Below are 23,203 nucleotides of genomic sequence, written 5' to 3'. Positions count from 1 at the left end.
GCGGCCGGCCGCACTCAGCGCTTGCCGCGCCCGGGTGCGGCCTCGTCGTACTTCCGCCAGTAGCGGAAGCCTTCCTCATGCACTTCGATGTCGAGGTCTTCAACCCGGGCGAGCATCCGCGCCTGCGCGTCCGCCACGCCCTGGTTGTAGATCGCCGGGCCGATTTCCTCGATGAAGAATCCGAGCAGGGCGCCTGCGCCGATGTTGCCGAGGGGCTCCTCCATGTTTTCGCGGAAGTAGCGCTGCAGGGAGGCGATCGCTTCCTCGCGGGTCTGCTTGTCGAGCTCGATCGCCATGCCGGTCTCCGCCTACAGGAAGGCCACTTCGGCGAAGCTGCGCAGCTTGCGGCTGTGGAGCGAACCGGGGCCGCTCTCACGCAGGATTTCCAGCGCGCGGATGCCGATCCGCAGATGCTGGTCGACCCGTTCGCGGTAGAAGTTGTTGGCCATGCCGGGCAGCTTGATCTCGCCATGCAGGGGTTTGTCGCTCACGCAGAGCAGGGTGCCGTAGGGCACGCGGAAGCGGAAACCGTTGGCGGCGATGGTGGCGGATTCCATGTCGAGCGCCACTGCGCGGCTCTGCGAGAAACGGCGCTGCGGCGTGTTGTCCGGCAGCAGCTCCCAGTTGCGGTTGTCAGTGGTGGCGACGGTGCCGGTGCGCAGCACGCCCTTGAGCTCATGGCCGGTGAGGCCGGTCACGTCGGCCACTGCGGTGGCGAGTGCCACCTGGATTTCGGCCAGCGCCGGAATCGGCACCCACACCGGCAGGTCTTCGTCGAGCACATGGTCTTCACGCACATAGGCGTGGGCCAGCACATAGTCGCCCAGCTCCTGCGTGGTACGCAGGCCGGCGCAGTGGCCCAGCATCAGCCAGGCATGCGGGCGCAGCACCGCGATGTGGTCGGTGATGGTCTTGGCGTTGGCCGGGCCGACGCCGATATTCACCATCGTGATGCCGCTGCCATCTTCGCGCACCAGGTGGTAGGCCGGCATCTGCGGCAGGCGCGGCGGGACCTTGCCCAGCGCGTCCAGCTCACCGGCGGGCAGGCCGCTGCGGCGGGTCACCATGTTGCCCGGTTCGACGAAGGCCACATAGGGGCTGGCCGGGTCCTGCATCGCTTCATGCCCCATGCGCACGAACTCGTCGATGTAGAACTGGTAGTTGGTGAAGAGCACGAAGTTCTGGAAGTGCTCGGGCGAGGTGCCGGTGTAGTGGCGCAGGCGCTGCAGCGAGTAGTCCACCCGCGGGCCGGTGAAGAGCGAGAGCGGGCGGGCTTCGCCGGGCTGGGTGTCATGCGTGCCGTTGGCGATGCCGTCGTCCATCACCGAGAGGTCGGGCAGGTCGAACACGTCGCGCATCAGCTGGCGGCGCTCGGTGCTCATGCTGCCTTCGATGTGGTCGTAGTCACCGAAGGAGAAGTGCACCGGAATCGGCTGCGAGCTGATGCCGACCTCGATCTCCACGTCATGGTTCTGGATCAGCAGGCGGAACTGCTCGCGGAAGTAGCCGGCGAAGAGATCCGGCCGCGTCAGCGTGGTTTCGTAGTGGCCGGGGCCGGCCACGAAGCCGTATGACAATCGCTTGTCCGCGCCGCGCGCGCGCGCCACGGTGCTGGTCTGGATTCGCACGAAGGGATAGCAGGCCCGCACCCGCAGCGGGTTGCGGCCATCTTCCGGCACGAAATCCTCGCCGGCCACGAAGCGCTGCAGCGCCTCGCGCAGATGGTTGATGCTGGTGTTGTAGATGAGCTGAACCTGGGCGAGGGCAGCGTCGGCATCGGAGAAACGGACCGGTGCAATGAAGGGCGGGCGGAGTGGCATCGTGTTTTTCCTTTCTCGTTATATGAGCCGGGCGTCTCGGGGCGCCTCGGCCTCTACATTACCCCGAACCGGCCAGCTCGCGGCGGGCGGCATGGCGCGCGGTCTCAGGCTTCCGGCCGGCGCCAGATCCAGATCGCGACGGCCAGCATCAGCATCGGCACGCCAACCCTGACTGGCAGCGGCGCGGGGCTCGCCAGGAGCAGGGCGGCGCTGACGGCCATCATCAGGCTGGAGAGCCATTTCGCGCGCCGCGGCATGGCGCCGTGCTCGCGCCAGTTGCGGATCGGCGGCCCCCAGCGCGGATGCGCCAGCAGCCAGGCTTCAAGGGCGGGCCAGCCGCGGCCGCCGGCCCAGGCGGCGAGAATCACGAAGGGCACGGTGGGCAGGCCCGGCAGCACGATGCCGATCAGGCCGAGGATGAGGGCGGCGATGGCGAGCAGCCGCCAGAGCAGGAGGCGCATCATGCGTGCGCACCGCCGGCAGTGAGGGCACTGCGGTATTTCACGAAACCCTGCTTGGCACTGCCCGAGAAACCGGCACGGGCGAAGAAGCGGTGGGCGGCTTCACGCTGTGCGCTGCTCAGCAGCATGATCTTGGAGCAGTCCTGCGCGAGGCAGAAGGCTTCGATGTGCGCCATCAGCGCCGAGCCGAGTCCGCTGCCGCGCAGCGCATCGTCGATGACGAAATTCTCGACCACCGCATAGGGCTGGCGGCCGAACATGACATCGGCACACAGCGATACCAGAGCGGTGCCGGCCACGGCGCCACCCTGCTCGCATACGAACAGCCGGGTGGCCGGATCGTCTGCCAGCGCGGCGATGCGCCCGGCCTGCACATTCACGCCGGGGTGGCTGACGAGCTGCCGGTAGAGCCGGTCAATGGCGGGCGCGTCGCTGGCCTGGGCGGTCCGGAAGCGGGGCGTGTGCGGCATCGGGGCGGATTCCTGGAAGTCTCGGCGGATGTGCCGACTGTAGCAGGCAAACTGCGCCGGATCGAAAAACACCACCGGCGGCATTGTTGCGGTGCGGGAGGTCGCGTGGTCAAATCCCCGGCTGCGGGCCACGGCCTGCGCGCCCGGCAGCCCTCCGGTTCCCGTCCTGGCCGGCGCGGAATGTCTCATGCAGAAGGAAATCCCATGATCCGCAAGAATCCCAGCGGCGATCTGCCCCAGATCGCCGAATCCGCTTTTGTCGACCCGACCGCGATCCTCTGCGGCAAGGTCATCGTCGGTGAGAACGTGTTCATCGGTCCCTATGCCGTGATCCGCGCCGACGAGGTGAATGCGGAAGGCGGGATGGAGCCGATCATCATCGGGGCGCATTCCAACATCCAGGACGGCGTGGTGATCCATTCCAAGTCCGGCGCCGCGGTGACCATCGGCGAGCACACCTCGATTGCCCACCGCAGCATCGTGCACGGCCCCTGCAGCATCGGCCGGCGGGTGTTCATCGGCTTCAACAGCGTGGTCTTCAACTGCAGCGTGGGCGAGGGCTGCGTGGTGCGTCACAACTCGGTGGTGGATGGCTGCGATCTGCCGGCGGGTTTCTATGTGCCTTCGACCACTCATATCCATCCGGACACTGACCTCGGCACCATTCCGAAGGTGACGGCGTCTGCCACCGAATTCTCGGAGGATGTGGCGCGGACCAACAACGAACTCGTGGCCGGTTACAAGAAGCTGCAGAACGAGTTCTGAGTGCGCGGGGGCGGTACCCCGGCGTGCGCTGCCGTCCGGGCCTTCGTCGCCGGAATTCCATCAGCTTATGCAACCTTGTTGCATGAGGAGTGAAAATCGTTAAAATGCAACTTGATTGCATCTGGCGTTTTCACCCCTGTCCAACGGAATCCGCATGAGCTCCCGACCCCTCTCCCTCCGCCCCCTTCCCCTCGCCATCCGTTTCGCCCTGCCGCTGCTGGCCGCCCCCGGTCTTGCCGCGGCTGCGGAGCCGGCACCGACCACCGTGCTGGCCCCGGTCACGGTGACGGCCAGCCCGCTGCAGAGCGGCAGCAGCGAACTGCTGACGCCCAACAGCGTGATCGAAGGCGATGAACTCGTGCGCCGGCGTGCCACCAGCCTCGGCGAAACCCTCGCCGACGAGCCCGGCATGGCGGCCAGCCACTTCGGCACGGCCGCCAGCCGGCCGATCATCCGCGGTATGGACGGTGCGCGCGTGCGCGTGCTCTCCGACGGCGCCGAGATCCAGGATGCCTCCACGATCAGCCCGGACCACGCCGTGGCCACCGATCCGATGCTGGCCACCGGCATCGAGGTGCTGCGCGGCCCGTCCGCACTGGTCTATGGCGGCGGCGCGACCGGCGGCGTGGTCAATGTGCTCGATGAGCGCGTGCCCACCGCGATCCCCGAAAAAGGCGTCAGCGGCAATGTGGAGATGCGTGCCGGCACCGCCGCGCGCGACTACGCCACCGCCTTCGGTCTGACGGCCGGCGCGCGCCAGTTCGCGCTGCATGTGGAAGGCCTCAACCATCATGCCGGCGACTATCGCGTCGGCCGCGACTGGTCCGGCGGCGACCGCGTCTATGGCAGCGCCTCGCGCGGCAACAGCGGCAGCATCGGTGCCTCCTGGATCGGCGAGCAGGGCTTCTGGGGCCTGGCCTTCAGCAGCCAGCACCGCACCTACGGCCTGCCCGGCCATGCGCATGATCTGGAAGGCTGCGAAGCCGACGGCAATACGCTGGCCTGCCCGGCGCACGAAGAGGAAGAAGGCCACGATCACGAGGAAGGCGTGCCCGATCTGGTCATGCGCACCGAGCGCTGGGATCTGCGCGGCGAGCAGCGCAATCCCTTTGCCGGCATCAGCCGCGTGCGGGTGCGCGGCAGCCTGACCGACTATCGTCACGACGAAGTGGAAGAGGGCGAAGTCGCCACCACCTTCCGCAATCGCGCCGGCAACGGTCGCATCGAAGTCGAGCATGCGCCGCTGGCCGGCTGGCGGGGCCTCGTCGGCACCGAGCTGAGCCGCCGGCGTTTTTCCGCCATCGGCGAAGAGGCTTATCTGCAGCCGACCGACACCCGCCGCCAGGCGCTCTTCGTGCATGAAGAGCAGCGCTTCGGTGACTGGCATGTGGAGGGTGCGGCCCGCCAGGAATGGCAGCGCATCGATGTGGAAAGCGATCAGGGCAACCGCACCCACAACGGCACCTCGGTCTCGGCTGGCACGAGCTGGCATTTCACGCCCGGCTGGCAGGCCGGTGCGAGCCTGACTCGGGCCCAGCGCCTGCCCACCGCCGAGGAGCTGTATGCCAATGGTCTGCACCTCGCCACCCGCACCTGGGAGCGCGGCAATGCCGACCTCAAGCGTGAGACCTCGAACAACCTCGATCTCTCGCTGCGCAAGACCGAAGGCGACACCACGCTGAAGCTGGGCGTCTATCACAACCGGGTGCAGAACTACATTCACGCCCGCACGCTGGACGAGCTCGATGGCCTGCAGCTGATCGAATACAGCCAGCGGGATGCGCGCTTCACCGGCTTCGAGGGCGAGCTGCGTCAGGCGCTCGGGCGTGACTATGCGCTGAGCCTGCTGGGCGACTATGTGCGGGCGAAGCTCGCCAACACCGACGACGGCCAGAACCTTGCCCGCATTCCGGCGGCCCGCGCCGGCCTGCGGGGTGAATACAGCCGCAATGCCTTCAGCGCGCGTGCCGAGATCTTCCGCGTGGCCAGTCAGCGCCGCGTGGCTGATCATGAGACCAGCACGCCGGGCTACAACCTGATCAATCTCGGTGCGAGCTACACGCTGCGGCAGGCCGGGCTGGAATACCAGTTCTACACGAAGCTGGACAACCTCACCAACCAGCTCGCCTATGCCCACTCCAGCTTCATCAAGGATGCGACGCCACTGACCGGCCGCAACCTCACCCTGGGCGTACGGATGAGCTTCTGATCGGGCGCTGGAAGCAGAAGGGGCCGCGTCATGCGGCCCCCGTCACAGCGCGGGCAGCCCGGGAAACCGGCCTGCCCGTTGCGTTGCTCAGATCGCGCCGAGGAAGTCCGCCTTGCCCAGCTCCACGCCGTTGTGGCGCAGGATCGCGTAGGCCGTCACGGTGTGGAAATGCAGGTTCGGAATCGCGTAGCCGGTGAGGTAGCCGAGTCCCTTGAAAGAGAGCTCGCGCGGACCGGCTTTCAGCGAGATGTCGCGCGTTTCCGAACCATTGATCTGCTCGGCGCTCACCGATTCGATGAAGGCCAGGGTCTTCGCGATGCGTGCATGCAGGTCGGCGAAGCTCTGCTCGTTGTCTTCGAACTTCGGTACTTCCAGGCCAGCCAGGCGGGCGGTCGCACCCTTGGCGTGATCGGTTGCGATCTGTACCTGGCGGGTGAAGGCAAACATGTCGGGAAAGAGGCGCGAGGCCAGCAGCACGGCCGGATCGATCTTCTTCGCGGCGGCGTGGTTTTCCGCCTTGGTCAGCACGCCATCAAGGGCGCGCAGGATGCGGGCAAAGCAGGGAACGCTGGCGTCGTACATCGTCATGCTCATTGTGTCATCTCCGTCAGGATGCCGGCGGCAGCGGGGGTGTGCCGCCGGCGGGGGTGGTGTCGCCGCAGGGCGCGTGCAATCGCGGCGAGGAAGAGACTCTACGCCAGCCGGCGCCCTGCGTGGCGGGCAATGCCGTCAGACGGCCGGGTCCTTGCTTCGCTACACTGACATCCAGCCCCGACCGAAAACAGAGACTCCCATGAACCACCCCGACTCACTGGCCCGCCTGAGGCTGGACACCCGCTTCACCGACGCCCTGCCGGCCGATCCGCTCGAACTCGCCCGCCCCCGCAGCGTGCAGGGCGCGGCCTATTCCTTCTGCATGCCGACGCCGGTTGCCGCGCCGCGCCTGCTCGCCTGGTCCGCCGATTGCGCCGCGCTGCTGGGCCTGCCGGCCACGCCGGATGACGCGGAGACTTTCGCCCGGGTGTTCGCCGGCAACCAGCTGCTCGACGGCAGCCGGCCCTATGCCACCTGCTACGGCGGCCACCAGTTCGGCCAGTGGGCCGGTCAGCTCGGAGACGGCCGCGCCACGATGCTCGGCACGGTGATCGCGCCGGACGAGCGTCGCTTCGAAGTGCAGTTGAAGGGCGCCGGGCTCACGCCCTATTCGCGCCATGCCGATGGTCGCGCCGTGCTGCGTTCCTCGATTCGCGAATACCTCTGCAGCGAAGCGATGCATCATCTGGGTATCCCGACCACGCGTGCGCTGTGTCTCGTCGATACCGGCGAAGACGTGATCCGCGACATGTTCTATGACGGCCGCCCGCGCCCCGAGCGGGGCGCCATCGTGACCCGCGTGGCGGAGAGCTTCCTGCGCTTCGGCCACTATCAGCTGCCGGCCGCGCGCGAAGACCTGCCGCTGCTCAAGACCCTGGTCGATTACACGATCACCACGCATTTCCCCGAGCTGGGTGCGCCGTCGAAAACGGTCTATCTCGCCTGGTTCCGCGAGGTCTGCCGCCGCACCGCACTGCTGATGGCGCACTGGCTGCGGGTGGGCTTCGTGCATGGCGTGATGAATACCGACAACCTCTCGGTGCTGGGGCTGACCATCGACTACGGCCCCTATGGCTGGCTGGATGCCTTCGAGCCCGGCTTCACGCCCAACACCACCGATCAGGGCGGGCGCTATGCCTATGCCGAGCAGGCCAGGGTGGCGGGCTGGAATCTCTCCTGCCTCGCGAACGCGCTGATGCCGCTGGTGGACGACATTCCGGCGCTGGAGCGCTGCATGGATTTCTATGCCGACAGTTTCGAGAGCGCCTACCTTGCGATGCTGCGCGACAAGCTCGGCCTGCCGCAGCAAGGCGACCAGGCGGAAGACTTCAGACTCGTCAGCGCGCTCTTCGCCTGTTTCGGAGCGCATGACACTGACATGACAATCTTCTATCGCGCGCTCTCCCGGATCGACGCGCACACCTCACCCGCCGACGCGATGGCGCTGATCGAGCCGGCTTTCTATGGCGAGCCGGCTGACGCTGCCCGTGCCGCCTTCGCGACCTGGCTGGCCGACTGGCAGGCGCGCCTTCGCGAGGCAGGTGAATCGCATGACGAACGCATGGCGCGGATGAACGCGGCAAACCCCTGGATCATTCCGCGCAACTGGCTCGCACAGAATGCGATCAAGGCGGCGGAAGCGGGCGACCTGTCGGTGCTGGAGCGCCTGATGCGCGCGATCCGCGAGCCTTACCGCGAGCAGCCGGAGTTTGCCGATCTGGCGGCTCGCCGCCCCGACTGGGCGCGTAACGAGCCGGGCTGCTCGGCGCTCTCCTGCAGTTCCTGATCCGGTTTCCGGCCCGACTCAGGGGGCGGGCGGCGCAATGCTTTCGGCATACTCGTAGAGTTCGCCGAGAATGTGCTCGCCCTTTTCGTCCGCGTCTTCGCTGAGGCGGTCGATGTCATCGAAGAAGCGGATCAGCGAGCGCGCGCCGGCGTCTTCATGCAGGCAGGCGACGCGGTGTTCCAGCCAGCGCTCCTGCTCGGCCTCGTTCAGCGAGTCGGGGAAGTTGCGCGCACGGTAGCGGAAGAGCAGCTCTTCCAGGCGCGGATCGGTGAAGCTCAGCGGCTCGCGGGCGAGCTGCTCGGGGCGCAGGCGCCGCAGCTCGTCGAGCTTCCGGCGGTCGGTGTTGCCGATGAAACCGCCATAGAGGTCTTCGTCCACATCGGCACGGCCTTCGCTGGCGGGCCGCTGGAAAACACCGGCCCAGACCGCGGCGAGATCGGGCAGCCGGCGGGCGGCTTCGGCATGGGCTTCGATGCGCGCCATGTCGATCTGCCAGCGTGTGATGCTGGCGGCATCGAGCACCTTCAGGTTGCCGATCACGATGGGTGACTTGTTGAGGTGGATGGTCTTTACCGGCAGGCGCTCGACGCCTTCGGGCAGTTCGCTGGCGCGGGTGAACATGCGCAGGCGCAGCGTGTCCTGATCCAGCCCGGCGAGTTCGGAGGGGTCGGCCGACAGATCCCAGACGATGATCTCGTTCTTGTTGGTCGGGTGACGCGCGAGCGGCCAGCATAGTGCCAGACAGCCGCGCTCGGGGCCGAACATGCCGGAGATGTGCAGGAAGGGCTTCGGGTTGAGCAGATCGATCTGGCTGGCGGCGAATTCCTTGCGCCGCAGTTGCAGGCAGAAGTCCCACAGCTTGGGCTGGCGCTCGCGGATCAGCCGCGCCAGCGCGATGGTGGCGCGCACGTCGGAGAGCGCATCGTGCGCGGCTTCATGGGCCAGGCCGTTGGCGCGGCTCAGGTGCTCGAGCTTGAAGGAGGGGCGGCCATCCTCATGCTGCGGCCATTCGATGCCTTCCGGGCGCAGCGCCCACACGGTGCGCACCACATCGAGCAGGTCCCAGCGGCTGCAGTCGTTCTGCCACTCGCGCGCATAGGGGTCGATGAGATTGCGCCAGAAGAGGTGGCGGGTCACTTCGTCATCGAAACGGATGGTGTTGTAGCCCACGCCGATGGTGCCCGGCTCGGAGAGCTCGCGCGCAATGGTGGCGGCGAAGGCATGCTCCGGCACGCCATGCTCAAGGCAGGTCTGCGGCAGGATGCCGGTCAGCAGGCAGGATTCGGGATCGGGCAGGTAATCCGGCGCCGGCTGGCAGTAGATCATCATTGGGGTGCCGACTTCCTGCAGGGTTTCGTCGGTCCGGATGCCGGCGAACTGCGCGGGGCGGTCCCGCCGCGGCGAGATGCCGAAGGTTTCGTAGTCGTGCCAGTAGAAGGTGTTGGGCATGGAAGCAGCGCCGGAGCAGGGAATGCCGCATTCTACGGGATGCCGGGACAGGGCCGGCTGTGATAGCTTTCCCGCTGCGGCCGAGAGGCCATGTCTTTTTTCCACGATGCGTCTCACGATTCGCCCTGATGTCTGGAAGCTCACCGCGCCGGTGCTGGTCGAGCAGTTCTTCGTCAATCTGCTGAGCAGTCTGGGCGCGATCATGGCGGCCCGACTGGGCACGGAAGCGGTGTCGGCCATCGGCAATGTGGAAGCCTTCACGCTGGTGATCAGCTCGCTGTTTTCGGCGCTGGCGATCGGCGCCACCGTGATCGTGGCGCAGTCCATTGGCTCGGGCCGGCATGAGCGTGCGGGCGCTGCCGCTCGTCAGGCGCTGGGCTCGGGGCTGGCGCTGGCCCTGCTGATCGCGCTGGGCACGGCACTGGCCGGCCGCCCCTTGCTCAAGCTGCTCTATCCCGATGCCAGTCCGCTCCTGGCGGATCACATGTGGCAATACCTGATGTTTTCGGCCGCGACCTATCCGCTCACGGCGCTGACCCTTCTTGCCTGCGGTGCGCAACGCGGAGCCGGCAACACGCGGCTTGCCATGCAGGTCAGTTCGCTGGTGACCGCGCTCAATGTGGTGCTGGGCTACGGGCTGATCTACGGATTCGAGCTGCATACCGGCTGGTTCAGCGTGAGCGTGCCGCGGCTCGAGGTGGCGGGCGCAGGGCTGGCGCAATGGCTGGCACGGCTGGCCGGATGCGCGTGCCTGGCCTGGCTGTGGCAGCGTGACGGCTTGCTTTTCAGCTGGCGGGACTGGCGCGGATTCCGTCCGGAAATCGGGCTCCTGCGCGCCTTGTATGCTATTGGCATTCCGGCGAGCATCGAGTCACTGGCCTTCAACGGCGGCAAGCTGCTGGTTCAGGTGATGGTGATGACGCTTGGCCCGGCTGCCGTGGCCGCGAACTATGTCGCCTTCTCGGTCGCAGGCCTGATGAACATTCCCGGCAATGCGCTCTCGGTGGCCAACACGACGCTGGTCGGACGCGATGTTGGCCGTGGCGACGAGGCCGCTGCCGCGCGGACAATGCGCCATGTGCTGAGACTGGGCTGGCTGGTCACGGCTATCATCGCCCTGTGTTTCGCGCCGCTGGTGCCTGCGGTGGTCGGTCTTTACACCGCAGAACCCGACGTTGCGCGCCAGACCTGCTGGCTTCTGTGGCTCAATTGCGCTTTTCTGGTGGTGTTCCCGACGACCTTCATCCTGCCCAACGGTTTGCGTGGCGCGGGCGATGCGAAATTCGCGCTGCTGACGACGATCATCGGCATGCTGCTGTTCCGGATCGGTCTGGGGCATGTTTTCGGGCTAATGTTGGGTTGGGGCATTACCGGCGTGTGGCTGGGCATGTTTACCGACTGGCTGCTGCGCAGCGCGCTGTATGTGTGGCGTCTGCGCAGCGGAAGCTGGCGCGGCCGGGCCATGACAGGCTGACGGCCGGTTTCATGATGATCGGGTCGCTGACTTACCCTTTCGGTCAGAGTTGGGGATTGCGCCTGTCGCAATCCGGTTGCAGGCAGCGCGTGTGCGTGGTGCCATGCAGTTTTAGCGGAGAGTTGAGTGGATTCACAGTGGGCGATTGAGCTGATCGGAACCGACGGAACACGCGTGTCACGCAGCGTGTCACCGCTTCCTTTCCGGATCGGTCGCGATCCGGACAATGAGCTGGTCATCACCACGCCCGGTCTCAGCCGCCGTCACGCCCTCATTTCGCGTGATATCAGCGGTCGCCTGAAGCTGACCGATCTCAACAGCACCAACGGCAGCTTCGTCAATCGCGAGCGCGTGGAAGGCAGCTGCCTGCTCAAGGACAACGACATCCTCCATTTCGGCACGTCCGAATTCCGCCTGCGCGAACAGCTGCATGACAGCGAGCCCTTCGGCCGTGACAGTGACATCCGCACGATGCTGGTGCCCAACGGCATGATGCTCTCCGAGCTTTTCGTGCCGAACGAGGCCGAGTTCATGGAGCTGCTCAACGGGCACGGCATGTCGGGCGCGGCGCAGCCCATCGTGAGGCTCGCCGACAATTCGGTGTTCGGTTACGAACTCCTGGGCCGCGCGAGTCACCCCTTGCTGCCGGTGCTGCCGGCCCGGCTCTTCGAGCTGGCCAGCGCGCTGGATCGCGAAGTCGACCTCTCACGCGCCTTCCGCCGCTTCGGCATCGGCACGATCGCGCCGCGCCTCAAGGGTTTTCCGCTCTTCGCCAATACCCATCCGAAGGAAACCTTCAGCGAGGAATTCTTCCGCTCGCTGACCGAGCTGCGGACCGAAATGCCCGATCTCGACCTGATCGTCGAGATCCATGAAACCGCGGTAACCGAGGTGGCTTCACTGACCGAACTGGTCGCGCGTTTTCGCGACATCGGCGTGCGCTTCGCCTATGACGATTTCGGCGCGGGCCAGGCCCGGCTCAACGAGCTGGGCGACGCGCCGGCCGATTTCGTGAAGTTCGACATGGGCCTGCTGCACGACCTGCACCTGGCCAGCGAGCGCAAGCGCCGGGTCGTGCGCGATCTGGTCAAGCTGGTCCGCGATCTGGGCTCGGTGCCGGTGGCCGAGGGCATCGAGATGCAGGCCGAAGCCGATGTCTGTCGCGACATCGGCTTCGAGCTGATCCAGGGTTATCTCACCGGCAAGCCGATTCCGGCCGACCAGATCTGAAGTCTTTCAGGCTTTGCGCGCCGGCCAGAGCCGGGTGATCAGGGCCACCACCCCGCAGGCTGCGGCAAACAGCGCCACGCCGCGCCAGCCGGCGTTCGCCAGCGCGTAGCTGCCCAGCGCCGAGCCGGCCGACATGCCGATGAACATGCTGCCGATCAGCACCGCATTGAGTCGGCTGCGGGCGGCCGGTTCCAGCCCGTAGATGATGCTCTGGTGCGCGATCAGCGAGGCCTGTACACCCAGATCGAAGAGCACCGTGCCGGCAATCAGCAGCCAGAGGTTTTCCGGCACGATGGCGAATGCGGCGAAGCTTGCGATGACCAGCACCGCGCCGAGCCGGGTGACCGGCTCTGGCCCGCGGCGGTCGGCAAAATGCCCGGCCATCGGTGCCGCGACGGCGCCAACCGCGCCGGCCAGGCCGAAGGCGCCGGCCGCAGCACTGCCGAGGCTGAAGGGCGGCTGGTGCAGCATCACGGCCAGCGTCGACCAGAAGGCGCTGAAGGCGGCCGAGAGACACAGCTGCGCAAAGGCCGCCCGGCGCAGGGCCGGATGGCGGCGGCAGAGCGTGAGCAGCGAGCCGAGCAGCTTCAGATAAGGCTCCCGGGTGGTCGGTGCAAAGGCCGGCAGGCGGCGCTGCATGATGAGCGCGAGGCTCAGCACGGCGATGCCGCCCAGCACGAACATCGTGCGCCAGCCGAAGGCGGCGGCCACCGTGCCCGACACCACGCGCGAGAGCAGGATGCCCAGCAGCAGGCCCATCATCACATGGCCCACGATCTTGCCGCGGCGCGATTCGGGCGCCAGCGTGGCGGCAGCCGGCACGCAGTCCTGAGCGACCGAGGCGGCCGCCCCGATGGCGAGGCTGGCGGCGCAGAGCTGGGCCAGCGACTGTGTCAGGGCCATCGCGAAGAGGCCCGCCGCCAGGATTACCAGCTTCACCAGGATCACGCGGCGGCGGTCATAGCGGTCGCCCAGCGGTGCCAGCAGCAGGATGCCGATGGTGTAGCCGATCTGGGTCAGGGTCGGGATGCGGCCGATGGCGGTGGGGGAGGCGTCCAGCTCGCCGGCGAGCAGGCCGAGGATGGGCTGGTTGTAGTACAGCGCGGCGCAGGTCAGGCCGGCCGCACAGGCCAGCAGCAGGACCAGCATCGGGTCCAGCTCGGCGGGCCGTGCCGGGGCGCCGGTGGCAGTCGTGGAAGTGGCGGAGTTCATGATGCACGCTCTGTGGGGGTTGGGATGGCGAGAGTGTGCTGCGCTGCGGCGAAAGACGGAAGACGTATGGTTTGCAGAACTGTTATACATTGAATGCATGACCGGAAACGCCGACCGCCTGCTGCTCACCGAAACCTTTGTCCGCATCGTCGAGGCCGGCAGCCTCTCTGCGGCTGCGGCGCAGATGAACACCACCCAGCCCACGGTGAGCCGGCGCCTGCAGGCGCTCGAGCGCTCGCTGGGGCTCACTCTGGTGCAGCGCTCGACCCATGCTCTGCGGCTGACTGAAGCCGGCGCCCGCTACTACTCGCGGGCGCGGGAGCTGGCGATGGCCTGGAGCGAGTTCGAATCCGACCTGCGCGGCGAGGTGGACGCGCCCCAGGGCCTGTTGCGGGTGGTGGTGCCGCATGCTTTCGGGCAGAACCATCTGGTCGGGCCGATGGCGGAATACCTGCGGCAGCATCCGCGCGTGTCGGTTGAGTGGCTGCTGCATGACACACCGCCGGACTTCATCGCCGAGGGCATCGACTGTGCGATCCGCGTCGGGGAGGTCAGCGATCCGTCCGCCGTGGCGATCCGCATCGGCGAGGTGCCGCGCATCCTGGTGGCCTCGCCTTCGCTGCTGGCGGGCCGGCCGGTGCCCCGCACGCCCGAGGATCTGGCCGATCTGCCCTGGCTGGCGCTGCTGCCGTTCTACCGGCGCGAGGTGCGGCTGCATTGCGGTGCGGAGACCCGCACGCTCGCGATCCAGCCGCGGGTGACGACCGACAGCCTCTACGCGCTGCGCAACTCGGTCTTGCAAGGGCTGGGCGTGGCGCTGGCCTCCGAATGGCTGCTCAAGGACCCGGTGGCGAGCGGCGAGCTGCTGAATGTGTTGCCGGACTGGCGCGGTGAGCCCTTGCCGGTGCACATCACCTATCCCTATGCGGCCTTCTATCCGGCGCGGCTGCGGGTCTTCGTCGAGATGATGCGCGACACCGTCCGCCTGCTCGGCTGAACCAGTGCCCGGCCGCACGCGTGGCAAACGATGGCATGGTCACCGCAGCAGAGGATTGCCGACGCGTGGAATTCATCCGTCATGCCCGTTCCGGTCCCCTTTTCATGCGTGTCAAATGGCGCCTTCGACGTGCCTTTCATGCCGGCCATCAAGAGGCTGACACACGGGGAAGACGAAATCCTGCAGGGCGTGGCGAGCGGAAAGATTGCCTGGCTGAACAAAATCGCCCGGTCTGTCATACGATTGGCGGGATGCGATCACGTCTCCGGCGTCTGGATCATCCCGTCCTCCTTCTCGTGCTGACCGTGCTGTTCTGGTCAGGCAACTGGGTGGTCGGGCGCGGCATGCGCGGCGAGGTGCCGCCGGTAGCCCTGGCCTTCTGGCGCTGGGTCATCGCGCTGGCCTGCACGCTGCCCTTTGCCTGGCCTTCCCGGCATCAGGCCCTGCCGGCGCTGCGTGCGCACTGGCCGGTGCTGCTGGCGCTGGGCCTGCTGGGCATCAGCGGCTACAACACGCTGGCCTATCTCGGCCTGCGCTACACCACTGCCACCAACGGTGTGCTGCTCAATTCCTTCATCCCCATCGTGATCATCCTGCTGGGCTGGATGTTTCTCGGCAAACGGATGCGCTGGCAGCAGGCGCTCGGGCTGTGCGTGTCACTCTGTGGCGTGCTGGTGGTGGTGGCGCATGGCGAGCCGGCCCGGCTGGCGAGCCTGAGCTTCAATCCGGGCGACCTCTGGATCATGGTCTCGGTGTTCGTCTGGGCCGCCTACACGCTGCTGCTGGCGAAGCGGCCGGAGGGGCTGCATCCGATGCTGCTGCTCGCCCTGCTGACGGCAGTCGGTGTGCTGGGCCTGCTGCCACTCTATGCCTGGGAACTGGCACAGGGGCTGCGCCTGCAGCCGAGTGCGACAGCCCTGGCGGGGATTGCCTACACCGGCATCTTTCCCGCCTTCCTCGGCTACGTGTTCTGGAACCGCGCCGTGGCCCGGGTCGGCGCAGCGAGTGCCGGGCTCTACATCCATCTTATGCCGGTAGCGACCCCCTTGCTCTCCGCCCTGTTTCTCGGCGAATCGGCCCGGCTTTACCATCTGGCGGGCATGGCGCTGATCATCGGCGGCATCCTGGTCTCTAACCGCACCGGGCGCTGAGCCGCTGCGCCATCCTCTCGTTTGTCATGACATGACCGGCTGGCCGCCTTGCGCTATCTTGAAAGCCGGAGGCAAGCTGGCGGCCGTGTCCGCAGCACAGTCCGAACCACCGACAACAACAGGCAGAGAGGCTTTCGAACATGACCACGACCGTCCGCCAGATTCTCGACAGCAAGAAGAAAAACCAGATCATCTCGGTGTCGCCCGATGATGTGGTGCTGGAAGCGCTCACCAAGATGGCCAGCAGTGATGTGAGTGCGGTGCTGGTGCTCGAAAACGAACGGCTGGTGGGCATTTTCACCGAGCGCGACTACGCCCGGAAACTGGTGCTGCAGGGGCGGGCTTCGAAAGACACCCGGATCGGCGACCTGATGACGCAGAATCTGCTCACGATCTCGCCCTCGCAAACGGTGGATGATGTGATGAACCTGATGACCGAGAACCGCTTCCGCCATCTTCCGGTGGTCGATCGGGGTCAGCTGATCGGCATCGTCACTATCGGCGATGCGGTGAAGGCGGTCATCGACGAGCAGAAGCAGACCATCAACCAGCTCGCCGGTTACATCTCCGGCGATCTTGCGCCGGGCCAGTAAGCCCGACTGGCGGTGGCCGGCTCAGGCCACCGGCTCGAGCAGCAGACTGTCGATTTCGGCGTCGTCACCGACTACGGCAAAGCTCTGCCTGACTTCATCGGTAATCGGCCGCGGCAGGCCGGTGCGCAGATCGATGAAGACCCAGTTCGATTCCGCACGGGCCAGCACCTGCCGGTCCGATTCGCGCCAGAACAGGTATTTGCGCAGTGAGGAGCGCTCGCCGATGCTCGACACCCAGGTCAGCAGGCGGACCGGATCATCCAGCAGGGCGGGGCGCAGGTACTCGATGCCGTGGGTGCGGACCACCCAGCAGACACGCTCCTTGAAGTAGCGCTCCATCGGCCAGCCCAGCGCCGTCGAGTGGGCGATGGCCACGTCCTGCATCCAGCGCAGGTACTCCACATTGTTCACATGCTTCTGCATGTCGATGGCTTCGGCCGGCACGCGGAAGCGATGGCTGTAGATGCGGATCATGGCAGGACGCTCCAGAACATTCGACAGCGTATTGTGCCATGCAGCACACCCGCTGCAGCGGCGTTCAGCGCGCCGTCAGGTGCTCGAAGCAGGCCGGCAGGAGGCAGTTCTGCAGACTGCGCTGGGTGAAGAGAAAGCGGCCGTCACAGACGAAGCCGAGCTCTTCCCAGTTGACCGCGGTGTTCAGCAGGTCAAGGGCCTGACCGAGGTCGAATGAGGGCGCTTTCGGGAAGAGCGCCAGGATCGAGCCGTCGTAATTGAGGCAGGGATGGGTGAAGAAGGGATTGGCTCGCCGCGTCTTGCCGTTCACATAGATGCGCGGTGAGTTCGAAACATGATGCGTGCGGCCCCATTTCCACCAGTTCGATTCGTCGAAGGGCTTCACCCGGCGCGCCAGCAGCAGGTCCTTGTGAGCGGCGAGATGGGTGTTCTGCACATCGAAGAACATCCGCCGTGTCTCGCCGGTCTCGCGGGTCTTCGAGCAGACGAAATCCATGTTGCCTTCGGGATGGGTGAAGACCGCATCCGCGCCGGAGACCGCACCGACCCGCACATCGAAGAGCTGCGACAGCGGCAGCCGGTAGTCGCCGGATAGGAACATCAGCTGGCCGTCGACGAGCTCGAAACGGCGGCCGTCATGCATGCGGCGATCCATGCGGCCGCGCTCGAACCGGAAGATCGCGCAGTTGGGCACATAGGGGCCGAAGATGCCGCTGTCACCTGTCTCGATGAAGTCGGTGATCGTGCCCTGCTCATACAGCCAGGCATTGAGCTGGCGGGCGGCGGTCAGCTTGATGAAGTCGCGCGGCACGATGAAGATCAGCTCGCCGCCGGGTTTCAGGTGACGCACGCACTTCTCGATGAAGAAGAGGTAGAGGTTGCTGCGAGAATCGAAGCGGTCCATCGCCAGCAGCGTGCGGGTGGCGGGCAGGATGTCCTGATGCCGCACATAGGGCGGATTGCCGATGATGGTGTCGAAGCGCTCGCTTTCCGGATAGCTGAAGAAGTCGATGTTGAGCGCATCCGGCGGCGCCACCCTGGCGTCGAGTTCGATCGCGACACAGCCGGGCAGCGCGCGCGAGAAGGCTCCGTTGCCACAGGAGGGCTCGAGCACCCGCCCCGTATTGCGGCGCAGGGCGAGCATCTGCTGCACGACGGCGGGAGCGGTGAAAACCTGACCGAAATGTTCGACGGGGTCGTGAAGCACTGCTGCTTTCGGGGCGGGGAAAGGCCGCATTGTAAACTTTGTGGCGCATCGTCGTTGCCGGAGTCGATAGAATGCCCATGCCATGATCATGATGCCCTGGATTGCCAGCCTGACCCGCTCCCGGATTCCCGTCGGAGTGATCCTCATCGTGCTGGTCAATGCCTTCGTTTTCTTCGTGCTGCAGGGCGGAGACGAGCATCGTGAAGCGCTGATGGGGGAGTACTACAGCGGCAGCGCGCTGCCCGCGATCGAGTTGCCGGCCTACGAGCGCTATCTCGAAAGCCGGGCCGAGCGCAAACCGCTCGAGCGGTTGCGCAGGATGAAGAAGGCCAATGCCGTGCTGCCCGCGGCCGGAATGATGGAGCGGGACGCGGACTTCATGCGCGAGCTGCGCGCCGGCCGGATCGTCAGCGACGAGGACGAGCGTTTTGCGGAATGGCGTCTGGCGCGCACGCATTTCGATGCCATGCAGGATCGGCTCTTCACCTCGAAGTATTCCTTCCAGCCCGACCGGCCCGGCGTCATCCAGGCGTTCAGCCACCAGTTCCTGCATGCCAACCTGGGCCACATCGGCGGCAACATGCTGTTCCTGATCCTGATCGCACCGGCCGTTGAAGCCCTGATCGGAACCGGCGCTTTTCTGCTCGTCTATCTCGCCGGTGGCCTGGGCGCGCTGGGCATGCACTTGCTGCTCGCGCCGGCCGGTGGCGGGCTTCTTGGTGCCAGTGGCGCGATTTCCGCGGTGATGGGTGCATTTGCCGCGCTGCTTGGCATGCGGCGGATCCCCTTCTTCTACTCCATCGTCATTTATTTCGACGTGATCCGCGCGCCCGCCCTGCTCGCGCTGCCGCTCTGGCTGGCCAACGAGGCGGTGCAGTTCATCTGGTTCTCCGAAGCCTCGAATGTGGCCTATGCCGCGCACTTTGGCGGCCTGTTGACGGGCGCGCTGCTGGTGCTGCCGCTGCGGCGCAGGGCGCTGGCCAATCTCTTGCCGGAGGCGCCCGCCGGGCAGGATGCGGCCCGCGCGACGACCGCTTCCGCCACCGCCCAGGCCCTGCAGCAGGCGCGCCGGCTGATGGCCAGCCAGCGTTTCGAGGAGGCGCGGAAAGCCTATCTGCGCGCCGCGCAGGATCCTGCCTGCCGCCCGGAGGATCTGCGCGAGGCGAGCAATCTGATGCGTCTGGCGCCAGCGAGTGCGGAGTATCACGCGCTGATCGGCCTGGTCTGCGGCCGCCTGCTGGCAGAGCCCCGGCTGCCGGCCGGACTGATCGAGCCCCTGACCGACTATCTCAAGCAGGCGAAGCCGGCGGTACGGCTCCGGCCCGAAAGCCTGATCGCCCTGATCGAGCGCTTTGCGCAGGCCGGCCAGCTTCCGGCGCTTGAAGGATGCGCGCGGGCCTTGCAGGACCTTGCACCGGCGCATCCCGATGCGGCCCGTGCCTTGCTGCGCGCGGCACAGACGCTTCAGGCCGGCGGGGCCTGGCAGGCAGCGGCCGCCCTGGCGCGCAAGCCTCAGGCCTGAGCCGGGCCTTCCGCCTTGGCCGCGTCGGGCTTGTTCGCGGAAGCCTTGCGCACGCGCTGGATCACGTCGCGCATGCGCAGCGCATCTTCCACCCGTGCGTGTTGCGGATAGCGGGTGCACAGCGTGGCGAAGTAGCGATCCGCGAGCTCGTCCTTGTGGAAGTCCTCGCAGAGAATGCAGCCGCCGAGGTAGTAGGCATCCGGCACCAGCGGGTGATTGCGGAAGGTCTTGTCGAAGCCGTTGAGCAAGTCCATCGCGCGTTTCGGATCACGGTTGGCGCGGGCCGCTTCGGCCAACTGCAGCACATGGGCAGGCTGTTCAAGCTGGAACTCCGGCACCCGTTCGCGACAGCGCTGCCAGGTTTCCAGCGCCGCCCGGCCGTTTCCGCTGCCCAGCTGCATCGGGATCAGGCGCTGGGCATGGTTGGCCAGCCGATCATCCTTGCCGGCCAGGTGCAGCAGCTTGTTGTAGCGCTCCTGCGCTACCGGATCATGCGGGTTGAGCCGTTGCGCCTCGTAGGCAACGTCCAGCGCCTTGTCCATGCGGCCTTCGGCGATATGCGCGGCAATCTGTTCGGACTCGATGTCGGTCGGCGTCTTCGTGGCCGCCGCCTTGCCGCGCTGGCCGGGGAGCACTTCCACTTCCAGCCCGAGGGCCTGGTGATACTGGTAGAGCACATAGCCGAGCATGCTCGACGCAATCAGCGTGAAGTACATGGCTACCGTGCTGATGAGCCAGATCGCCCCGGCCAGAGTCGGTTTCATGGTCTTGAAAAAACCGGTGATGTCGGCCACGGCCCGGTCCAGCGCTTCTTCGTCCTGCGCTTCGAAAGCCTGCTGGGCTTCGGCCTGGAGCAGCGCCCAGCGCTCGAAGAGCGGCACCAGACGCAGTTCGCCGAGCTTGACCATCAGGAAGATCTGGCCGGTGGTCAGGCACAGCAGAAAAACGCAGAGCAGCAGATAGGGCTTGCCGATGCCCTGGATGATGCCCCAGCTCGCGGAGGGATTCAGCCCGGTGCCGAGGCTGCGGCTGATCACCAGCGCCATCAGCGCAGCGGGCGTGACGAAGGTGACCGCGAGGTTTGCCGCCATGCCCAGCGTCTCGCCGAGCAGCGCGGTGATCAGGCCGACCAGAAAGCCCGGAATCATGAACAGTGCCATGATCTTGTAGGGCAGGTGGGCGAGGCTTTCGTCCGGCAGGGGCGAGTAGTCGGCTACCGAGAGCCGGCCCAGCGAGGTTTCGTTGAGCACCCGGCTCGCAAAGCGCAGCAGGAAGATCCAGGCCAGCAGGGAAAGCCCGCCGAACAGCACCATGATCGCGACCGGGCTGGTGCCGAAAGCACTCGCTGCGGGCAGTGCGGCGAAGACGATGACGCGCCACAGCACCGACGGCTGCAGCGGGAAGAGGAAGAAACGGGGCACGCGGGTCCAGAAAGCCGCGATGCCGAGAGAATTGCCGGCGGTCATGAGCGTGAATCCAGGCGGGAGGTTTGTGCGAATTATGCCGAGCCCTTGATGAAAATCCTGTGTGTTGCAAAAAATTGTTAAAGCATGGATAAGAATAAGAAAGATTCGCGTTTACGATAAGATCGGCGGCCGTTTCATCTTTCCGGGTTTTCCGCCATGACGAATTCTCCCCGCCTGCTGTCGGCTGCCGTGGCCGCCTGCCTGACCGGCAGCCTGCATGCACAGACGACCAGTTCTCCCGCCTCCGCACCTTCGCCCGAGGCCTCTGCACCGGCAGCGGTCACGCTGGCGCCAGTGGCGGTGACGGCTGCAGGCGCCGATCAGACGCCCACCGAGAAGCGTGGCGGCTATGCTGCACGCAGCAATACCGGTGTGACCGGCTTTGCGCTGAGCCAGAAGGACACGCCGCAGTCGGTCAGCGTTGTCACGCGCGCCCGGATGGATGACTTCAAGAGCACGACCGCGAACCAGGTGCTGGACGGCGTGACCGGCGTGACGGTGCAGCGCTACGAGGAGGACCGCGCCTACTACACCGCACGCGGCTTCGACATTACCAACTTCCAGACCGATGGCATCGGTCTGCCCATGGCCTTCGGCCTGGTCGAAGGGGATCTGGACACCGCCCTGTATGACCGTGTGGAGGTCATTCGCGGGGCGAACGGCCTGATGTCCTCGACCGGCAATCCGTCGGCCACGGTGAACTTCATCCGCAAGCGGCCGACGAAGGAATTCCAGGCTTCGGCAAGCCTCGGTTACGGGTCCTGGAACACGAAGCGCATCGATGGCGATGTGTCCGGTTCGCTGATTGAATCGGGCAAGCTGCGCGGGCGTCTGGTCGCCGGCGCGGAAGACGGGGATTCCTACCTCGACCGCTATCACAAGCGGAAGACCTTCCTCTCCACCCTGCTTGAAGCCGATGTGGCGCCGGGCACGACCCTGAGCGGCGGCTACACGCTGCAGAACAACCGGCCCACCGGCGTGATGTGGGGCGGTCTGCCGCTGACCTGGGCGGATGGCACGCAGACGGGCTTCGATCGCTCGAAGAGCACCGCGCCGGACTGGAGCTACTGGCAGACGAAAACACAGACACTCTTTACCGAGGCGCGACACGTGTTCGACAGCGGCTGGCAGACCACGGCCACGCTGACGCGCCGCGAGAGCAAGCAGGATGCGGAACTGCTCTATGTGTGGGGATCGCCGGACCAGGCGACCGGCAGCGGGATGGGGGGCACGCCCTCCCACTACACGCTGGATGGCAGTCAGAATCAGTTCGACCTGCGCGCCAGCGGGCCCTTCGAACTCTTCGGCCGCGAGCAGGAAGCCATCGTCGGCATGGGCTATGCACGCTCGACGATGAAGGAGTACTCGGGCTATGCGAGCAACCCGCCCTCGATCGATTCGATCTACACCTGGAACGGCAGCTATCCGCAGCTGGCGCTGGATGCTTCATCCAGTGGTTCGGATTACTGGATGCGCCAGCGCAGTCTCTACGCTGCCACCAGGCTGGATCTGGTCGACCGCTTCAAGTTCATCTTCGGCGCCAACAACACCCGCATCACCTCCGCCGGTGACAACTACGGCATCGATTACGGTCGCGCGAACTCGGCGACCAGTCCGTATGCGGGAGTCATTTACGGGATCACGCCGCGGCTGTCGGCCTACACGAGTTTCAACTCGATCTTCACCGCCCAGAACCAGCAGAGCACGAGCGGCAGCCGTCTGGATCCGGCCAAGGGTTATGCCACCGAAGCCGGGCTGAAATTCGAGTCGCAGGACGGTCAGCTGAACGCCTCCGCCGCGGTATTCCGCTCGCGCCAGGACAATCTCGCCGAGTATGTGGAAACCGTGGGGACGCGTGACCTCTATACCGGCGTCGACACGCATTCGCAGGGCTACGAGCTGGAGGTGGCGGGGCAGGTGCTGCCGTCCGTGCAGCTCTCCGCCGGCTACTCCGCGCTGAGCATTCGCGATGGCGCTGGCCGCGTCACCCGCAGCTACATGCCGAATCACGCGATGAACGCGGCCGTGCGCTGGCAGGCGAGCCCGGCCCTGAAGCTCGGCGCGAAGATGCGCTGGCAGGGCGACACGCACAGCGATGTGTCAGACAGCAGCCGCGTGCAGCAGGAGGCGTATGCGATCTTCGACCTGATGGCGGGTTACGCTTTCGATCGCCATTTCTCGGTGGATCTCAACGTCAACAATCTCACCAACCAGAAGTACTGGAACAGCGTGCGCTGGAGCCAGGCCTATTACGGCGCACCGCGCAGCGCCAGCGTGTCACTCAACTGGAAGTACTGAGCCACGCGGGCGCTGCGGGCCGAGC

General features: G+C 66.2%; 20 protein-coding genes. 10 read left to right on the top strand and 10 right to left on the bottom strand.

Annotated features, from left to right (window positions below):
• Window positions 1-14: 14 nt before the first annotated feature.
• From ABDB87_RS06470 to ABDB87_RS06455, 4 genes are all read right to left on the bottom strand, one after another.
• Window positions 15-296: a DUF2164 domain-containing protein gene (locus ABDB87_RS06470; protein WP_345925198.1), complete on the bottom strand. Its 282-nt coding sequence runs from the start codon at window positions 294-296 to the stop codon at window positions 15-17.
• A gap of 12 nt (window positions 297-308) precedes the next feature.
• A complete protein-coding gene (locus ABDB87_RS06465; protein WP_345925196.1) occupies window positions 309-1,820 on the bottom strand; it encodes an AMP nucleosidase in 1,512 nt (503 codons plus the stop codon).
• Between the two features lie 104 nt (window positions 1,821-1,924).
• On the bottom strand, window positions 1,925-2,284 hold the full coding sequence (locus tag ABDB87_RS06460; protein ID WP_345925194.1) for a YbaN family protein: 360 nt from the start codon (window positions 2,282-2,284) through the stop codon (window positions 1,925-1,927).
• Window positions 2,281-2,751 carry a GNAT family N-acetyltransferase gene (locus ABDB87_RS06455; protein WP_345925192.1) on the bottom strand — a complete coding sequence of 157 codons (471 nt, stop codon included), beginning with the start codon at window positions 2,749-2,751 and terminating at the stop codon, window positions 2,281-2,283. Before ABDB87_RS06455 ends, ABDB87_RS06460 begins: the two co-directional genes overlap by 4 nt.
• A gap of 204 nt (window positions 2,752-2,955) precedes the next feature.
• Between ABDB87_RS06455 and ABDB87_RS06450 the strand changes: the two genes are divergently transcribed.
• Together ABDB87_RS06450 and ABDB87_RS06445 are read left to right on the top strand one after the other, a co-directional pair.
• Window positions 2,956-3,516 (top strand): gamma carbonic anhydrase family protein, encoded by a 561-nt coding sequence (locus ABDB87_RS06450; protein WP_345925191.1) that lies wholly within the window; start codon window positions 2,956-2,958, stop codon window positions 3,514-3,516.
• Between the two features lie 154 nt (window positions 3,517-3,670).
• Entirely contained in the window at window positions 3,671-5,725 is a 2,055-nt protein-coding gene (locus ABDB87_RS06445; protein ID WP_345925189.1) for a TonB-dependent receptor domain-containing protein, read from the top strand.
• A gap of 87 nt (window positions 5,726-5,812) precedes the next feature.
• On the opposite strand, the gene ABDB87_RS06440 is transcribed toward ABDB87_RS06445, so the two are convergent.
• The gene (locus tag ABDB87_RS06440; protein WP_345925187.1) at window positions 5,813-6,319 is read right to left on the bottom strand and encodes a DUF1993 domain-containing protein; all 507 of its coding nucleotides are present in this window, start codon (window positions 6,317-6,319) and stop codon (window positions 5,813-5,815) included.
• A gap of 199 nt (window positions 6,320-6,518) precedes the next feature.
• Here ABDB87_RS06440 and ABDB87_RS06435 point away from each other — a divergent pair, with 199 nt between their 5' ends.
• Complete coding sequence (locus ABDB87_RS06435) at window positions 6,519-8,105, top strand: protein adenylyltransferase SelO (RefSeq protein WP_345925184.1); 1,587 nt, start codon at window positions 6,519-6,521, stop codon at window positions 8,103-8,105.
• Window positions 8,106-8,123: 18 nt separating this feature from the next.
• On the opposite strand, the gene sbcB is transcribed toward ABDB87_RS06435, so the two are convergent.
• A complete protein-coding gene (sbcB, locus tag ABDB87_RS06430; RefSeq protein ID WP_345925181.1) occupies window positions 8,124-9,554 on the bottom strand; it encodes an exodeoxyribonuclease I in 1,431 nt (476 codons plus the stop codon).
• A gap of 106 nt (window positions 9,555-9,660) precedes the next feature.
• Between sbcB and ABDB87_RS06425 the strand changes: the two genes are divergently transcribed.
• Both ABDB87_RS06425 and ABDB87_RS06420 read left to right on the top strand, forming a co-directional pair.
• The gene (locus ABDB87_RS06425) at window positions 9,661-11,028 is read left to right on the top strand and encodes an MATE family efflux transporter (RefSeq protein WP_345925179.1); all 1,368 of its coding nucleotides are present in this window, start codon (window positions 9,661-9,663) and stop codon (window positions 11,026-11,028) included.
• A 126-nt stretch (window positions 11,029-11,154) separates the two neighbouring features.
• Complete coding sequence (locus ABDB87_RS06420; RefSeq protein ID WP_345925177.1) at window positions 11,155-12,258, top strand: EAL domain-containing protein; 1,104 nt, start codon at window positions 11,155-11,157, stop codon at window positions 12,256-12,258.
• Between the two features lie 6 nt (window positions 12,259-12,264).
• Here the strand turns inward: ABDB87_RS06420 and ABDB87_RS06415 are convergent, their stop codons facing one another.
• Window positions 12,265-13,470 (bottom strand): MFS transporter, encoded by a 1,206-nt coding sequence (locus tag ABDB87_RS06415; protein WP_345925175.1) that lies wholly within the window; start codon window positions 13,468-13,470, stop codon window positions 12,265-12,267.
• A 97-nt stretch (window positions 13,471-13,567) separates the two neighbouring features.
• Between ABDB87_RS06415 and ABDB87_RS06410 the strand changes: the two genes are divergently transcribed.
• The 3 genes from ABDB87_RS06410 (at window position 13,568) to ABDB87_RS06400 (ending at window position 16,211) form a co-directional block, all read left to right on the top strand.
• Entirely contained in the window at window positions 13,568-14,467 is a 900-nt protein-coding gene (locus tag ABDB87_RS06410) for a LysR family transcriptional regulator (protein WP_345925173.1), read from the top strand.
• 251 nt (window positions 14,468-14,718) lie between these two features.
• Window positions 14,719-15,618: a DMT family transporter gene (locus tag ABDB87_RS06405; protein ID WP_345925171.1), complete on the top strand. Its 900-nt coding sequence runs from the start codon at window positions 14,719-14,721 to the stop codon at window positions 15,616-15,618.
• A 140-nt stretch (window positions 15,619-15,758) separates the two neighbouring features.
• The gene (locus tag ABDB87_RS06400; protein ID WP_345925169.1) at window positions 15,759-16,211 is read left to right on the top strand and encodes a CBS domain-containing protein; all 453 of its coding nucleotides are present in this window, start codon (window positions 15,759-15,761) and stop codon (window positions 16,209-16,211) included.
• Window positions 16,212-16,232: 21 nt separating this feature from the next.
• On the opposite strand, the gene ABDB87_RS06395 is transcribed toward ABDB87_RS06400, so the two are convergent.
• Window positions 16,233-16,685 carry an acyl-CoA thioesterase gene (locus tag ABDB87_RS06395; RefSeq protein ID WP_345925167.1) on the bottom strand — a complete coding sequence of 151 codons (453 nt, stop codon included), beginning with the start codon at window positions 16,683-16,685 and terminating at the stop codon, window positions 16,233-16,235.
• 64 nt (window positions 16,686-16,749) lie between these two features.
• Window positions 16,750-17,922, bottom strand: coding sequence for an Eco57I restriction-modification methylase domain-containing protein (locus ABDB87_RS06390; RefSeq protein ID WP_345925165.1), 1,173 nt, complete (start codon window positions 17,920-17,922; stop codon window positions 16,750-16,752).
• A gap of 52 nt (window positions 17,923-17,974) precedes the next feature.
• Between ABDB87_RS06390 and ABDB87_RS06385 the strand changes: the two genes are divergently transcribed.
• On the top strand, window positions 17,975-19,414 hold the full coding sequence (locus ABDB87_RS06385; protein WP_345925164.1) for a rhomboid family intramembrane serine protease: 1,440 nt from the start codon (window positions 17,975-17,977) through the stop codon (window positions 19,412-19,414).
• Here ABDB87_RS06385 and ABDB87_RS06380 read toward each other — a convergent pair.
• Complete coding sequence (locus ABDB87_RS06380; protein WP_345925162.1) at window positions 19,405-20,880, bottom strand: hypothetical protein; 1,476 nt, start codon at window positions 20,878-20,880, stop codon at window positions 19,405-19,407. The two genes, ABDB87_RS06385 and ABDB87_RS06380, sit on opposite strands and share 10 nt — an antisense overlap.
• 156 nt (window positions 20,881-21,036) lie before the next feature.
• Here ABDB87_RS06380 and ABDB87_RS06375 point away from each other — a divergent pair, with 156 nt between their 5' ends.
• Window positions 21,037-23,178: a TonB-dependent siderophore receptor gene (locus ABDB87_RS06375; protein WP_345925160.1), complete on the top strand. Its 2,142-nt coding sequence runs from the start codon at window positions 21,037-21,039 to the stop codon at window positions 23,176-23,178.
• The last annotated feature ends 25 nt before the right edge of the window (window positions 23,179-23,203 follow it).

The sequence above is a fragment of the Uliginosibacterium paludis genome (genome assembly GCF_039631355.1).
In the GTDB taxonomy this organism is placed as follows: domain Bacteria; phylum Pseudomonadota; class Gammaproteobacteria; order Burkholderiales; family Rhodocyclaceae; genus Uliginosibacterium; species Uliginosibacterium paludis.
The sequence above is the reverse complement of the archived record's forward strand: the minus strand, read 5'-3'. Positions and strand labels throughout refer to the sequence as shown.